This is a genomic window from Kitasatospora sp. NPDC056446, from assembly GCF_042796115.1.
In the GTDB taxonomy this organism is placed as follows: domain Bacteria; phylum Actinomycetota; class Actinomycetes; order Streptomycetales; family Streptomycetaceae; genus Kitasatospora.
The window spans coordinates 128,281-141,896 of sequence record NZ_JBHTRF010000018.1 but is presented as its reverse complement, the minus strand read 5'-3'; the positions used below and the strand labels follow the sequence as shown (position 1 = coordinate 141,896).

Genomic DNA, 13,616 nt, shown 5'->3' with positions numbered 1-13,616 from the left:
GGTTCCGGGGTCCGGTGTCAGCGGCGTCCGAAGAGCCGGCCGAGCCAGCCGCCGCCGGTCCGCTCCTTCGCGGAGCAGGAGCAGCGGTCGGACTTGGCCACTCCTGCCAGGACCTGCTCCACGTGCATTCCGCACCCGGCGTGGCCGGGCTTCCCGCAACTGCGGCAGACGATGCGACGGCACATGCCGCTCTCCCTCTCTCGGCCCCCCGGTGGACTGTCCTTCCAATATACCCCCCGGGGTAATGAAGCGGGCGTCCGGGCCGACCGGAGCGGGCCTGCCGAGGCGGGTCGGGTCAGTCCAGGAAGCGGCGCAGCGAGTCCGCCAGGGCCAGGACGAAGCGCTCCCTGGTCTCCTCGGGGACCAGGTCGAGCGACAGGTAGGGATTGAGGTCCTCCAGCTCGACCAGGAGCAGCCGCCCGTCCGGCGCCCGGCAGGCGTCCACCCGCTGGATCCCGTGGTCGAGCGTGTTCCAGTCCACGAAGCCCCGGGCGAACGCGAGGTCGGCGGCGCTCGGCTCGTACGGCTCCAGCACCCAGCGCCGGGCCGGGTCGGGGGCGTGCAGGGCGTACTGGAAGGCGTCGTCCACGAAGTAGAACGAGACCTCGTAGCGGAAGTCGATCCGGGGCTGCACCAGCACGTCGCCCCACTCGACGCCGTCCAGTTCGGCGCGGGTGAGGAAGCGCAGGCCTATGCTGTCGGCGCCCTCCAGGGGCTTGACCGCGTACCGGTCGGCGTCGGGCAGCCGGGAGAGGTCCTGCGGCCGGTCGACGGTGGGGATGACCGGGTGTCCGGACCCGGTCAGCTCCAGCAGGTAGCCCTTCCCGGCCATGTCCCCGCGGCCGGTCAGCGGGTTGTAGACCCGGACGCCGTCGGCCAGGGCGCGGGCACGGAAGCGGGCGTACTCCTCGCGGTAGTGCAGGACCGGTCCGCTGTTGCGCACCACGACCGCGTCGAAGCCCGCCATCAGGGCCCGGGCGTCCAGCGGGTGGCACAGGGCCAGGTCGAACCACTCGCGCAGCCGGGAGGTGAGGAGGACGTCCTCGTCGCCGTAGCGCCGCCCGCGGGCCGGGTAGGCCAGGTCGGTCACGTACAGCACGCTGGGCCGGTCGGGCACGGGTGACTCCCTCGGTCGGTGGCGGAGGGCGAAATCTACCGGCCGGCCGGGGGGCTCCGGGCAGTGGGCCCGTCCCGGCACCGGTCGAGGAGGCGGGGGTGCCGGGCCGGTCAGGTGGGCGTCGGGGCTCCGGTCGGCCGCTGCGGCCGGCCCGGCTCGGGCGTGGGCGGGTCCGGCGCTCGCGCCGCGTCGGCGGCCGCGGTCGCGAGGCGGTCCACCTCGACCCATCCGTCCAGGTGGAGGCCGCCGCGGTGGTGGCCGGCGGGCTCGGGCGGGTGGTCGGCGGCGGGCGGGGCGGGCAGGAAAGCGGGGGAGCGGCCGCGGTGGAGGTACCAGGAGCCGAGCCGCTCCAGGGCGGCGCGGCGCTCGGCGGCGGTGGTCTCGACGGAGCAGCGCTCGGCGGCGTAGAGGTGCAGGAGGTCGTTGAGCCGGTAGCGGTCGCCCTCCTCGACGGTGAGCAGGTGGGCGGTGGCCAGCCGGTCCAGGACGGGGCGGACGGCGGCGGGCGGCGCGCCGGTCAGGGCGGCGGCGGCGTCGGCGTCGATGCCGACGGCCGGGAGCAGGGTGAGCAGCCGGAGCAGGGCCCGGGCCTCGGCGGGCAGCGAGCGGTAGGAGAGGTCGAAGGCGGCGCGGACCGCCGAGCCGGCGTCGCCCTCGATCTGGAAGGCGCTCAACCGGTGCTCCGCGTCGAGGAGCCCGGCGGCGTGGTCGGTGAGGCTGCGGTCGGGGCTGACGGCGAGGCGGCTCGCGGTGATCGCCAGGGCGAGGGGCAGTCGGCCGCAGGCGGCGGTGAGTTCGGCGGCGGCGCGCGGTTCGGCGCGGGTGCGGTGCTCGCCGACGATGCGGGCCAGCAGTTCCAGGGCCTGGTGGGCGGGCAGGACGTCGAGCACCAGGGGCCGGGCGCCGTTGCGGACGGTCAGGCCGTCCAGCCGGGTGCGGCTGGTGATCACCGTGCGGCAGCCCGGGGCGCCCGGCAGCAGCGGGCGGACCTGCTCGGCGTCCCGGGCGTTGTCGAGGACCACGAGCAGCCGCCGGTCGGCGAGCAGGGAGCGGTAGAGCGCGGCGGCCTCGTCGGGCGACGCGGGGATCCGGTCGCCGGGCACGCCGAGGGCGCGCAGGAAGCGGGCCAGGACGGTGTGCGGGGCGAGCGGGGCGTCGGCGGAGTAGCCGTGCAGGTCGGCGTAGAGCTGGCCGTCGGGGAAGCGGTCGCGGGCGCGGTGGGCCCAGTCGACGGTCAGGGTGGTCTTGCCGACCCCGGCCGGGCCGGAGACGGTGCACACGGCGGTGGCCGGGCCGGTGGTGCCGGTGGTGCCGGGGGTGCTGGTCGGGCCGGTCGGGCCGGTGGTGCCGGTCGGGCCGGTGGTCCTGGTCGTGCCGGTGCCGTCCGTCGCCGGGGGCGTGAGGAGGCAGTCCAGGGCGCGGAGTTCCCGTTCGCGCCCGACGAAGGTGGCCAGCGCGGGTGGGAGTTGGGCGGGCGCCGGGGGCGGTGGTGCCGAAGGGGCGGGCGCCGTCGGCCCCGGGCCGGATTCGGGCGCCGACGGCTGCGGCTGCCCGGCTCGGGCCGCGCCGGGCGGTGCCGTCCGGGGCCGGGCCGGTTCGGTGGCCAGCAGTTCCTGGTGCAGCGCCCGCAGGTCCGGCCCGGGGTCGAGCCCGAGGTCCTCGGCCAGCCGCGCCGCGAACCGGCGGTAGGCGGCGAGCCCCTCGGGTGTCCGCCCGGAGCCGTGCAGGGCTCGCATCAGCTGACCGGTGAAACGTTCCCGGAGCGGGTGGTCGGCCACCAGCGCGGTCAGTTCGGGGACGGCCGCGCGGTGCCGGCCGAGGGAGAGCTCCAGGTCGAGGCACTCCTCCCAGGCGGTCAGCCGCAGTTCGTCCAGGGCGACCGCGCCCGGGGCGTCCGCGTCCACGGCGAGTCCGTCCAGCGCGGGGCCGCGCCACAGGGCGAGCGCCGCGCGGAGCCCGTCCACCGCCGGCCCGGTCCGTCCGGCGGCGGCCTCGCGGCGGGCGAGGGCGAGCCGGTCGGTGAAGGCGCGGGCGTCCAGGCGGTGGCCGGTGAGGGTGATGCGGTAGCCGTGGCCGTCGGTCAGCAGGACGGGCGGCGCGGCCGGGTCGGCCTCGGCGAAGCGGCGGCGCAGCACCCCGGCGAGGTTGCGGACCTGGCGGGTGGCGGTGGCCGGCGGGCGTTCGTCCCAGACGGCGTCCACCAGGCGGGCGACCGGAACGGAGCTGTCGGCGTTGAGCAGCAGCGCGGCGAGCAGCCGCTCCTGCCGGGAGCCTTCGGAGGGGACCCGCCGTCCGTCGCCGGTCCACACCTCCAGCGTGCCGAGGATCCTGAACTCCAACCGTCCCTCCCTGGGGCCCGCGGGGCCGGATGGGACCACCGCCGTGAATCGTGGGGCACGAGTCGTGACGAAACGATGATCAGATCATGCCAGTTGTGTGCGTTCGGTTGAGAACTTTGATGAGCACCGGCCGAAACGAGCCGGTCGCCCCAAGCGGCACCCCGAACCAGGAGCAGCTGATGAACCGTCTGAAGAAGACCGTCGCCACCGCCGCCGCCGTCGCCGCGGCCGCCCTGATCCCGCTCACCGCGGCCCCGGCCCAGGCCGCCACCGGGCCGGCCACCCACCTGGGGATGACCTGGTCCGTCGTCTCCTACGGCCCCGAGGGCACCGTCCAGGTCGGCGGCCCCGGCGGCAGCGCGAGCAACGCCTACAACGGCGACACCGCGCCGTCCGTCTCGCTGCCCGTGCTCTGCCTCAACGTCGACGGCAGCCCGGCCCCGTCCGGCATCAGCCTCGGCTTCTACAACGGTTGGGCGCAGGGCACCGTCGCCCTCAGCCAGCCGGTCAAGGGCTCCCGCCTCAACAGCCGGGCCGCGGCCGACAGCGTCTGCCAGGCCTCGTTCGGCGCCGGCTGGCGCGAGGCCGAGTTCCACGACGGCCACTACGGGACCGACCTGGCGCAGACCGGCGGCTGGACCTTCTGGGCCTACGGCACCATCCCGAGCAACACCCGGTTCTGGACGGCCATCAACGACCAGCCGGCCAACCCCTGGAACTGACCCGCAGGCAGCCGCCGGCGCGCCCGCCCCCTCGGCGGGCGCGCCGCGCCCCGGCACCGGGGTCCCGGCCCCGGCGGGCCCGTCGGGCCGCCGTCCGGGCGGTCCGTCACACGGTGGTGGCGGCGCCCTCGCGGCGGGACTGGGTTAGCAGCCAGGCGTAGACCTCCGGGTCGTCGTACGTCCGGGTCCAGGAGTCGTGGCCGACGCCCGGGTAGCGGGTGAACCGCACCGGGCCGTCCAACTGCCTTAGCGCGTCGACCAGTCGGTCGGTGTGCGCGACCGGGATGACCTCGTCCTGGTCGCCGTGGAAGGTCCACACCGGGAGGGCGGCGAGCCGCGGCGCCGACTCCCGCAGCCAGGAGCCGCAGATGGGAACGGCGGCGGCGAAGCGTCGCGGGTACCGGGCGGCGAGGGCCCACGCCCCGGTGCCGCCCATGCTGAGGCCGGTCACGTAGCGCCGGTCCGGGTCGATCCGGAACTCCCGCTCCACCTCCTCCACCAGGCCCGCGACGGTGCTCAGCTCCGCCACCCAGGAACTGTGCGACGGGCACTGCGGGGCCAGCACGACGAACGGCAGCCGCGCCCCCTCGGCGATCTGCCGCACCGGGCCGTGCGCGGCCAGGACGGCCGGGTCCTCGCCCCGCTCGTCCGCGCCGTGCAGGAAGACCAGCAGCGGCCAGGGCCCGGGCCCGTCCTGGTAGCCGTCCGGTAGCGACAGGACGTACCCCAGGCCGTTGCCGTCATCGTCGACGGCGGACCGGCGGTGCTGGAACGGTGCGGACATCGGCTTCCTCCTGGACACGGGGACCTGCGGGACGACGGGGCGGATCCGTCCCGGCACCACTACCCGTTTTCGGGCCGATACGCTCAGTGCCCGACCCGGAGTCCGCTCCCGGGGCCCGGCGGCGGGCCGGCGTCGTGGTGCGGATGCGCGGTGGGCCGTCGGAGTGCAGGGTGTACGGGTACGGTCCGGGCCCGGCGGAGACTGTCCGTCCGGCCGTGGACGCGTTCGGTGGGCGGGTGCCGCCCGGCCACCGGCCGACTCCGGGGGGGAGCCGTCGACGACCGAAGGAGGCGCCATGCGCACCAGGAAGACCCTCCAGCGCGCTCTGGCCCTGACCGTCCTCGCGGTCCTGCCCGCCGCGGCGTTCACGCTGCCGGCGCAGGCGGCCGCCACCGTCGCGTCGGCCCCGCAGGCGGTGGGCGCGGCCGCGCCGGTCTCCTTCGTCGACCTGACGGCGAGCCCGCTGCCCTCCGACCACAAGACCCACCGGATCACCGTCACCTACCGCAACGACACGTCGGCCGACCGGACCGTCGCCCCGCAGATCCTCGTCGAGTCGCCGGACCGCGGGCCCTTCCTGTCCCCGTCGGACGTCAGGCTGGAGGTCCTGACCGGCGGCCACTGGAAGACCGTCCCGCTGGCCTCCCAGACCGGCACGCTGTACACCGGCCTGGGCCCGGCCAAGGTGGTCCTGCACGGCCACCACACCCTCGCTCAGCAGTACCGGATCACCGTCCTGAAGGCCTCCCCGGGCACGGTCCACCCGAGGGTGGCGCTGTACGCCTGAGGCAGCCGCAGCGGGGCCGCCGGGCTCTGCCCGCCCCCGGGAACCGGCACCACCTGCTCACCAGCCGCGGCGGTCGGCCGGGGTGCCGTGGCCGGCGCGCAGGCGGCGGACCAGGGCGCGGCGCAGCTCCCGGTCGTGGTCGGTCTCGACCGGGAGGTCGAGTTGGACGATGTCCACGCCCGCCGAGCCGAGCAGCCCGATCCGGGCCGCGACGGTGTCCGGGGAGCCCGCGTAGGCGGCGGTCAGGGAGCGGCGGATGTAGGCGGTCACCTGCTCCTCGCCGTGGTCGGGGTCGGAGTGGCCGCGCTCGCGGTCGCGGTCGAGCTGGACGGCCTCCCGCCAGCGCCCGCCGGCGCCGCCGGAGGTGAGGCGCAGGGCGTCCCGGCGCAGCCGGCGGACCCGGTCGCGGGCCTCCTCGTCGGTGTCGGCGAGGACGACGGTGATGTGCCGCCAGATCCGCAGGGTCCGGCCGTGGGCGGCGGCCGCGGCGCGGGCCTGGGCGATCCGCCGCCGGGTGTCGGGCAGCGGCAGCGGGCTGACCGCGTACACCTCCGCGTAGCGGGCCGCGAGGTCGAGGCCCTGCGGCGACGAGCCGCCGAAGGAGAGCAGTTCGCCGCCCGGTCTGGGTCTGGGGATCAGGCCGGGGCGGGCGGCGGCCACGGTGTAGAACTCGCCCTTGTGGTCGATGTCCTGGTCGGCGGTCAGGTAGCGGGTGAACAGGTCGAGGTACTCCTCGGCGCGGCGGTAGCGCTCCGCCTTGCCGAGGAGGTCGCCGTCGCGGGCGGTGTCGCGGTCGCTGGAGCCGATGATGACGTGGGCCGCCGCCCGCCCGCCGGAGAGGTGGTCCAGGGTCGCCAGCGAGCGGGCGGCCACGGTCGGCGCGGTGGTGCCGACCCGGTGGGCGACGGCGATGCGCAGCCGGCTGGTGGCGGCCAGCGCCCAGGAGGCCACCAGCCAGGGGTCGGGCCACGAACTGGACTGCACCACCAGGGCGCTGTCCAGTCCGTCCTCCTCGTTCTCGCGCGCGGTGCGGGCGACGTACGCGGGGTCGGCGGTGCGGTCACGGCCGTCGGGGGCCCAGCGCAGGGCCTGGCGCTCCTGCGGGGTGCTGCCGGGCACGGGTGCGGCGCGGACCCCGCCGCGGATCTCCAGGGGCACGGGCTCTCCTCGGATGGAAGGTGGCGGGGCGGGTCAGAGCGAGGCCGGGCCGAGCCGGGCCAGGGTGTCGAGCAGCTTGGCCCGGCTGACGAACACCTCGGGCGGCAGCGACACGTACAGCTGGATGGTGGTGACGCCCGGGCGGTGGTAGGCGAGGATGCGCTCGCGGCACTCCTCCGGGGAGCCGCTGACGAACAGCCCGTCGACGACCTCGTCCGGCAGGGCCTTCTGGGCGCCCTCCGGATCCCCCTCGGCCCACAGGCGGTGGGTCTCGGCGAGCAGGTCGCCGTGGCCCAGCCACTCGTGGAACTTGCGGTACGGCTCGCGGTTGAGGATCCAGGCCAGGAAGGGCCGGGTGGCGCGGTGGGCGTAGTCGGTGTCCTCGGTGGGGCAGACGAAGACCTTGACGACCAGTTCCTTCCCGGGCGGCTGCGGGCCGACGGTCTCCAGGATCTTCGGCACGTCGTCGGGGAACAGCAGGTTGGTGATGGCGCCGTCGCCCTCGTTGAAGCCGAGCCGGAGCATGTTGGGCCGCAGCGCGCCCAGGATCACCTTGACCGGGTCGGCCGGCGGGTGCGGCAGCCGGTAGCCGGTGATGTCGAAGGTGTCGAACCCGCCGGTGACGTACTCGCCGCGCAGCGCCCGGGTGACGAAGCGCAGTACGTCCCGGGTGCGCTTGAACGGCTCGTCGAAGGGGATGCCGTTGATGTCGGTGACATGGGCGGGGACGGAGGCGCCGATGCCCAGCAGGAGTCGGCCGGGGGCGAGTTGGGCGAGCGTGGCGGCGGTCTGGGCGAGCACCGCCGGGCCCCGGGTGTGCACCGGGACGATGCCGGTGCCGATCCGCAGCGACGGGGACCACGCGGCGGTGGCCGCCAGCGGGGTGAAGGCGTCGGTGCCGCCGCCCTCGGCGCTCCACACGTCGGTGTAGCCGAGCTCGGGCAGCCGCTCGATCAGGAAGCGGTGCCGGTCGATGGTCAGGCCCGGCAGGGGCAGGGTGATGCCCCACTTGGGCGGCTCGGGCTCGGTGTGGCGGTGCGGCGGGTGCGGGGTGGTCATCGGACGGACGTCCTTCCTGTGGTGCTCAAGGCGTGCGGCTGTCGGGGTGGGTGCGGGTGCGGGTGCGGGCGGGTTCGGCCCGGTGGCTGGCGGCCGGGGGCCGGGGCGGCCCGGGGTGGGTGCGGGCCGGCCGCCGGGGGAGTGGCTCAGCCCACCCACACCGTGGTCAGGTCGAGGAACCAGGACTGCGGCTGGACGAGCCCGTGGACCTTCGGCGAAAGGGCCCGCGGGTTGCGGTCGTTGACGACGAACAGCCAGGGCGCGTCCTGGGTGACGAGGGCGAGCGCCTTGCGGTACCCGTCCTGCCGGGCGGCCTGGTCGGCGTCGGCGGCCGAGGACGCCAGCAGCTCGTCGACCTGCTGGTTGGCGTAGTGGCCGGTCCAGAACGGGCTCTTGGAGCCGATGAACAGCGGCAGCAGCGCCTCGGACTGGAACAGCGTGGTGGACTGGGCGACGGCGTCGGAGCCGAGCGCGACCTGGCCCTTCGCCTCGGCACCGATCAGGGTGGTCCAGTCGGTGGTGCGCAGTTCGGCCTTGATGCCGACGGCGGCGAGGTCCCGCTGGATGGCCTCGGCGATCGGCACCGGCAGCAGGTTGCCGCTGCCGCCGGTGGGCACGGTGACGGAGGTGGCGAAGCCGTTGGGGACGCCGGCCTCGGCGAGCAGCTGCTTGGCCTTGGCCGGGTCGTAGGAGTAGGCGTCCCCGGCCGGGTCGTAGGCGGCGGTGGCGCGCGGCGCGGCCTGGTAGGCGGGGTCGGCGGTGCCGTGCAGCAGCTTCTCGGCGATGGCCTTGCGGTCGATCGCGTAGTTGGCGGCCCTGCGGACCAGCGGGTTGTTCCAGGGGGCCTTGGAGGTGTCCAGGATCCAGTACCAGAGGTGGTCGTAGCTGTTGGTGGCGATGGTGACGCCGTCGGACCTGAGGCTCTCGATGTCGTCCGGGTTCGGGTACTCGATCCAGTTCGCGCCGCCGGAGCGCAGGGCCGCGGTGCGGGCGGCCGCGTCCGGCAGGGCCTTGACCACGAGCCGGTCGAGCTTGGGGGCGCCGCGCCAGTAGTCCTTGTTGGCGGCGAGCTCGATCTGCTGGCCCTCGGTCTGCGAGACGAAGGAGAACGGGCCGGTGCCGACCGGGTGCTGGGAGAAGTTCGCCGAGCCGGTCTTGCGGACGGCGGTGGGGCTGGCGATCAGGACGTGCGCGAGGTCCTCGGGGAAGTGGCCGTTGGGCTCCTTGGTGACCAGCTCGACGTGGTCGGCGTCGGTCTTGCGGTAGGAGGCGATGTCGCCCGCGTACTCGGAGGCGGCGGCGCCGAGGGCGTCGGTGTACTCGGGGCTGCCCTTGTCGAGGTAGCGCGCCAGGTTGAAGACCACGGCGTCGGCGTCGAAGGGGGTGCCGTCCTGGAACTTGACGTCCTTGCGGAGGGTGAACGTCCAGGTCTTCCGGTCGGCCGCGACCTGCCAGTCGGTGGCGAGGGCGCCGGTGACGACGGGTGGCTTGTCGGTGCCCTTGAGCAACTCGTAGCGGGTGAGGCCCTCGTAGAGCTGGAAGGAGACCAGGCGCTTGCCCTCGAAGCCGGCGCCCCCGATCACGGTGTCGGTGTTGGGCAGCTTGCCGGTGGCGCCGACGACCAGGGTCCCGCCGCGGCCGTCGCCGCCGCCCGCACCGGTGGAGCCGCCGTCGGACCCCGCGCAGCCGGCGGCCGAGGCGAGCAGGACGGCGGCGGCCGGCAGGGCGACGGCTCTGGAGCGGGTACGGGCGGTGCGCGTCATGGTGATTCCTCGTCGGTTCGGCGGTGCTTCGGTACTGCGTCGGTGCGGTCGGGGTGGTGCGGTCGGGGCGGTGCGGGCTGTGGCGCGGTGGGCGGCCGGGCGGCCGTCAGGGCGCGGCCGGGGCGGTGCCGGTGGCGGCCTCCAGCAGGGCCCGGGTGTACGGGTGGGCGGGGGAGTCCCACAGCCGGTCGGCGGGGCCCTCCTCGACCACCCGGCCGTGCCGCAGCACCAGCACCCGGTGGGCGAGGTGGCGCACCACGGCCAGGTCGTGGGAGATGAACAGGTAGGCCAGGCCGGTGCGTTCGCGCAGCTCGGTGAGCAGGTCGAGCAGCCGGGCCTGCACGCTGCGGTCCAGCGCGGAGGTCGGCTCGTCGCAGACCAGCAGGTCGGGCCCGGTGGCCAGGGCCCGGGCGACGGCCACCCGCTGCAGCTGCCCGCCGGACAGCTCGCGCGGGTACCGGGCGGCGAGCGCGGGCTCCAGGCCGACCTGGGCGAACAGCCGGGCCACGGCGGCGGGGCGCTCGGCGCGCGGTGTGCCGTGCAGCCGCAGCGCGAAGGCGACCGCCTCCCCGGCCCGCAGGCTCGGGTTGAGCGAGCCGCGCGGGTGCTGGGGGACGAACTGGAGCCGGCCCCGCAGCGCGCGGTCGGCCCGGCCGCGCAGCCGGTACGGGTCGCGGCCGTCGAAGCGGACGCTGCCGGAGTCGGGGGCGAGCAGGCCGAGCGCGAGGCGGGCCAGGGTGGACTTGCCGGAGCCGGACTCGCCGACCAGGCCGACCGTTTCGCCGGGGGCCAGGGAGAGGCTGACGCCGTCCAGGGCGGTCCGGTCGCCGAAGCGCTTGCCGACGGCGTCCAGGACGAGCAGCGGACCGCTGGGGCCGTCCGTACGGCCGGTGGGGTCCGGCGGGCCCGGTCGGCCGGTCGGCGTGGGGCGGGCGGTGCTCATCGGCGGGCTCCCGGTTCGGCGGCCACCAGGGCGGCGGTGAAGTCGTGGTCCGGATCGCCGAGCACCCGCTCGGCCGGCCCGAGTTCGACGACCCGGCCGGCCCGCATGACCGCCACCGTGCCGCCGATCCGGCGGGCGACCGCGAGGTCGTGGGTGACCAGCAGCAGCGCGATGCCGCAGTCGGCGCGCAGGGTGGCGAACAGGTCCAGGATCCGGCCGCGGACCAGGGCGTCCAGTGCGGTGGTCGGCTCGTCGGCGATCAGCAGCTCCGGGCCGCAGCAGATCGCCAGGGCGATCGCGGCCCGCTGGCGCAGGCCGCCGGACAGCTCGTGCGGGTACGCCCGGGCGACCCGCTCCGGATCCGGCACCCCGGCGGTGGCGAGCAGCCCGGGGACGGCCGCGCGGGCGGCCCGGCGGCCGTCGGCGACCCCGTGCCGCCGCAGCACCTCGGCGAGCTGCGGGCCGATCCGGCGCAGCGGGTCCAGCGAGGCGCTCGGGTCCTGCGGGACGTAGCCGACGCGCCGGCCCCGGACGTCCGCGAACTCGCGTTCGCCGAGCGCCCGCAGGTCCGTCCCGGCCAGTCGGACGCCCCCGGTGACGGCGGCGCCGCGCCCGGGCAGTCCGAGCACCGTACGGGCGACGGTGGTCTTGCCGCTGCCGGACTCGCCGAGCAGCACCAGGGCCCGGCCGGCCGCCAGGGTGAGGGACACCCCGTCGACGGCGCGGACGCCTCCGGGGTACTCGACGCCCAGCCCGTCGATCTCCAGCAGCGCGCTCACCGGGCCACCTGCTTCCGCTTCACGGTCCGTGGTGCCGACGCCCGGGCGGTGCGCGGCAGGTGGGCTGCGGCGTCGCCGATCCGGGTGCGCAGCGCCTCGCCGAGGGTGTTGAAGACGACCGAGACGGCGAGGATGACCACGGCCGGCAGCACCGCGACCCAGGGGTGGGTGAGCAGCGCGGGCCGCAGCTCGTCCAGCATCGCGCCCCACTCGGCGGTGGGCGGGGAGACCCCGAGCCCGAGGAAGGACAGCCCGGCGGCGTACACGACGGCCAGCCCGACCAGCGAGGAGGCGTACACCAGCACCACCGGCGCCACCACGGGGGCGACCTGGCGCAGCGCCAGGGCGCCCCAGCCGGCGCCGCTGACCCGGGCGGCCTCCAGGTACTCGGAGGCCCGGATCCGCCGGGTCTCGGTGAACGCGACCCGGGCGACGGCGGGGGTGAGCACCACGGACAGCGCGAGCACGGTCGCGCCCAGGCCGGGGGTGAGCAGCGAGGCGACGGCGATCGCCAGCAGCACCCCGGGGAAGGCGTAGAGCACGTCCAGCGTGCGCAGCAGGGCCTGTTCGGTGAACCGGCCGCCGAGCCCGGCGGTGATGCCGAGCAGCGTCCCGGCGAGGGTGGCGACGGTGACCGGCACGAGCCCGCCGGTGAGCGAGGCGCGGCCGGCCCAGATCAGCCGGCTGAGCAGGTCGCGGCCCTGCCCGTCGGTGCCGAGCGGGTGGCCGGGGCTGCCGGGGTCGAGCAGCCGGTCCGCCAGCCGTCCGGCGGCCGGGTCGTACGGGGCGACCAGCGGAGCGGCGAGGGCGAGCAGGACGAGCAGGACGGCGAGGGCGCCGGGGACGGCCAGGCCGAGGTTGCGTCTGATCCACGGGAGCGGCGTCACGTCAGGTCCTCACTCGCGGGTCGATCGCCGCGTGCGCCGCGTCCACCAGGATGTTGACGCCGACGAAGGCGACCGCCACCACCAGCACCCCGCCCTGCACCAGGGGCAGGTCGCGGGAGGTGAGCGCGTCGTACAGCAGCCGGCCGATGCCGGGCCAGGCGAACAGGGTCTCCACGAAGACCACCCCCTCCAGCAGGTAGGCGAGTTGCAGGCCGCCGATGGTCAGCAGCGCGGGCGAGGCGTTGTGCACGCAGTGCCGCAGCACGGCGGCCGGGCGCAGGCCGCGGGCGCGCAGCGAGTCGGCCAGCTCGCCGGCCAGGACGGTGCCCAGCGCGGCCCGGAACACCCGGGCGGTGAGCCCGAGCGGCACGAGCGCGGCGGCGACCGCCGGCAGGACCAGGTGGCGGGCCAGGTCGGCCGGGCCGCCGGAGCCGAACGCGTCGTGGGTGCCGCCGGCCGGGAGCCAGCGCAGCCCGACCGCGAAGACCGCGATCAGCAGCAGGGCCACCGAGTACTGCGGGGCGGACACCGCGAGGGTGGACAGCGCGCCGGAGATCCGCCCGCCGGGGCCGCGGGGGCGCAGCGCGCCGAGGGCGCCGAGCGCCACCCCGCCGAGCAGCACCAGGACGAACGCGGCCGCGGTCAGGGTGAGGGTCTGGCCGAGTGCCGGGAGGAGCAGTCCGGAGACCGGGCGCTGGCCGGAGATCGAGGTGCCGAGGTCGCCGGTGAGGGCGTGGCCGAGCCACTCGGCGTAGCGGACCGGCAACGGCTGGTCCAGGCCGAGCCGTTCGGTCAGCTCCCGACGGGCCTCGGGCGGTGCGCCCGGGCCGAGGAAGGCGGCGACCGGGTCGCCGGGGACGAGGGCGACGGTCGCGAAGACGACGACGGTGACGCCGAGCAGCGTGGGCACGGCCAGCAGGAGCCGGCGCAGCAGGAACCGGGTCACCCGTCGGCCCTCCGTGGCGGGGCGCCGGACGGGCCGGCGGCGGGCCGGTGGGGCGGGGCGGGCATGGCGCTGCTGCTCCTTTCGAGGGGGGCGGCTGCCGGGCCGTCAACTCGGCCTCGTCGCAGTGGTGTTCGTCATGAGGGCGGGGGCCGTCGGCGGGCGTCGGGGCACCGCTGCGACGGCAGCGGCCGCTTGGAGGAGCGTTGCGGACGAGTGGCCCGGACAGCCAGTCAGCTCCTGATGCTGTTACTTCCGGTCACAGCATCCGGGGTGGCGGGAGCGGCACTGCCCGGGCCGCCGAGGCCCGGTCCTGTCCTTGACCTGCACAAGGA

13 protein-coding genes are annotated in these 13,616 nt (G+C 76.1%); 2 read left to right on the top strand and 11 right to left on the bottom strand.

Annotated features, from left to right (window positions below; genetic code table 11):
* Positions 1-17: 17 nt before the first annotated feature.
* The 3 genes from ACFQ6N_RS14305 to ACFQ6N_RS14295 form a co-directional block, all read right to left on the bottom strand.
* Positions 18-185, bottom strand: a complete 168-nt coding sequence (locus ACFQ6N_RS14305) for a hypothetical protein (protein WP_380649192.1) — start codon at positions 183-185, stop codon at positions 18-20.
* Between the two features lie 110 nt (positions 186-295).
* Positions 296-1,117 (bottom strand): hypothetical protein, encoded by an 822-nt coding sequence (locus tag ACFQ6N_RS14300; protein WP_380649190.1) that lies wholly within the window; start codon positions 1,115-1,117, stop codon positions 296-298.
* A 110-nt stretch (positions 1,118-1,227) separates the two neighbouring features.
* The gene (locus ACFQ6N_RS14295) at positions 1,228-3,456 is read right to left on the bottom strand and encodes a BTAD domain-containing putative transcriptional regulator (RefSeq protein WP_380649189.1); all 2,229 of its coding nucleotides are present in this window, start codon (positions 3,454-3,456) and stop codon (positions 1,228-1,230) included.
* 119 nt (positions 3,457-3,575) lie between these two features.
* Here ACFQ6N_RS14295 and ACFQ6N_RS14290 point away from each other — a divergent pair, with 119 nt between their 5' ends.
* Positions 3,576-4,178, top strand: a complete 603-nt coding sequence (locus ACFQ6N_RS14290; RefSeq protein ID WP_380649188.1) for a hypothetical protein — start codon at positions 3,576-3,578, stop codon at positions 4,176-4,178.
* A 106-nt stretch (positions 4,179-4,284) separates the two neighbouring features.
* On the opposite strand, the gene ACFQ6N_RS14285 is transcribed toward ACFQ6N_RS14290, so the two are convergent.
* Complete coding sequence (locus tag ACFQ6N_RS14285) at positions 4,285-4,962, bottom strand: prolyl oligopeptidase family serine peptidase (protein WP_380649187.1); 678 nt, start codon at positions 4,960-4,962, stop codon at positions 4,285-4,287.
* Between the two features lie 295 nt (positions 4,963-5,257).
* Between ACFQ6N_RS14285 and ACFQ6N_RS14280 the strand changes: the two genes are divergently transcribed.
* A complete protein-coding gene (locus ACFQ6N_RS14280; protein WP_380649186.1) occupies positions 5,258-5,749 on the top strand; it encodes a signal peptide protein in 492 nt (163 codons plus the stop codon).
* 57 nt (positions 5,750-5,806) lie between these two features.
* Here the strand turns inward: ACFQ6N_RS14280 and ACFQ6N_RS14275 are convergent, their stop codons facing one another.
* From ACFQ6N_RS14275 to ACFQ6N_RS14245, 7 genes are all read right to left on the bottom strand, one after another.
* Complete coding sequence (locus ACFQ6N_RS14275) at positions 5,807-6,907, bottom strand: LLM class flavin-dependent oxidoreductase (RefSeq protein ID WP_380649184.1); 1,101 nt, start codon at positions 6,905-6,907, stop codon at positions 5,807-5,809.
* A gap of 33 nt (positions 6,908-6,940) precedes the next feature.
* Positions 6,941-7,966 carry an LLM class F420-dependent oxidoreductase gene (locus ACFQ6N_RS14270; RefSeq protein ID WP_380649183.1) on the bottom strand — a complete coding sequence of 342 codons (1,026 nt, stop codon included), beginning with the start codon at positions 7,964-7,966 and terminating at the stop codon, positions 6,941-6,943.
* 146 nt (positions 7,967-8,112) lie between these two features.
* Complete coding sequence (locus ACFQ6N_RS14265) at positions 8,113-9,729, bottom strand: ABC transporter substrate-binding protein (protein WP_380649182.1); 1,617 nt, start codon at positions 9,727-9,729, stop codon at positions 8,113-8,115.
* A 106-nt stretch (positions 9,730-9,835) separates the two neighbouring features.
* Complete coding sequence (locus ACFQ6N_RS14260) at positions 9,836-10,672, bottom strand: ABC transporter ATP-binding protein (protein WP_380649181.1); 837 nt, start codon at positions 10,670-10,672, stop codon at positions 9,836-9,838.
* Positions 10,669-11,451 (bottom strand): ABC transporter ATP-binding protein, encoded by a 783-nt coding sequence (locus ACFQ6N_RS14255; RefSeq protein ID WP_380649180.1) that lies wholly within the window; start codon positions 11,449-11,451, stop codon positions 10,669-10,671. Before ACFQ6N_RS14255 ends, ACFQ6N_RS14260 begins: the two co-directional genes overlap by 4 nt.
* Positions 11,448-12,338: an ABC transporter permease gene (locus ACFQ6N_RS14250; protein ID WP_380649179.1), complete on the bottom strand. Its 891-nt coding sequence runs from the start codon at positions 12,336-12,338 to the stop codon at positions 11,448-11,450. The genes ACFQ6N_RS14255 and ACFQ6N_RS14250 overlap by 4 nt, the downstream gene beginning before the upstream one ends.
* A gap of 1 nt (position 12,339) precedes the next feature.
* On the bottom strand, positions 12,340-13,284 hold the full coding sequence (locus tag ACFQ6N_RS14245) for an ABC transporter permease (protein ID WP_380649178.1): 945 nt from the start codon (positions 13,282-13,284) through the stop codon (positions 12,340-12,342).
* Positions 13,285-13,616 lie beyond the last annotated feature (332 nt).

Bases quoted from the DNA above. Each gene is read 5' to 3' on its own strand.
- ACFQ6N_RS14305 (WP_380649192.1), bottom strand. From the start codon at position 185: ATGTGCCGTCGCATCGTCTGCCGCAGTTGCGGGAAGCCCGGCCACGCC.
- ACFQ6N_RS14290 (WP_380649188.1), top strand. From the start codon at position 3,576: ATGAGCACCGGCCGAAACGAGCCGGTCGCCCCAAGCGGCACCCCGAAC.
- ACFQ6N_RS14285 (WP_380649187.1), bottom strand. From the start codon at position 4,962: ATGTCCGCACCGTTCCAGCACCGCCGGTCCGCCGTCGACGATGACGGC.
- ACFQ6N_RS14280 (WP_380649186.1), top strand. From the start codon at position 5,258: ATGCGCACCAGGAAGACCCTCCAGCGCGCTCTGGCCCTGACCGTCCTC.
- ACFQ6N_RS14270 (WP_380649183.1), bottom strand. From the start codon at position 7,966: ATGACCACCCCGCACCCGCCGCACCGCCACACCGAGCCCGAGCCGCCC.
- ACFQ6N_RS14265 (WP_380649182.1), bottom strand. From the start codon at position 9,729: ATGACGCGCACCGCCCGTACCCGCTCCAGAGCCGTCGCCCTGCCGGCC.
- ACFQ6N_RS14260 (WP_380649181.1), bottom strand. From the start codon at position 10,672: ATGAGCACCGCCCGCCCCACGCCGACCGGCCGACCGGGCCCGCCGGAC.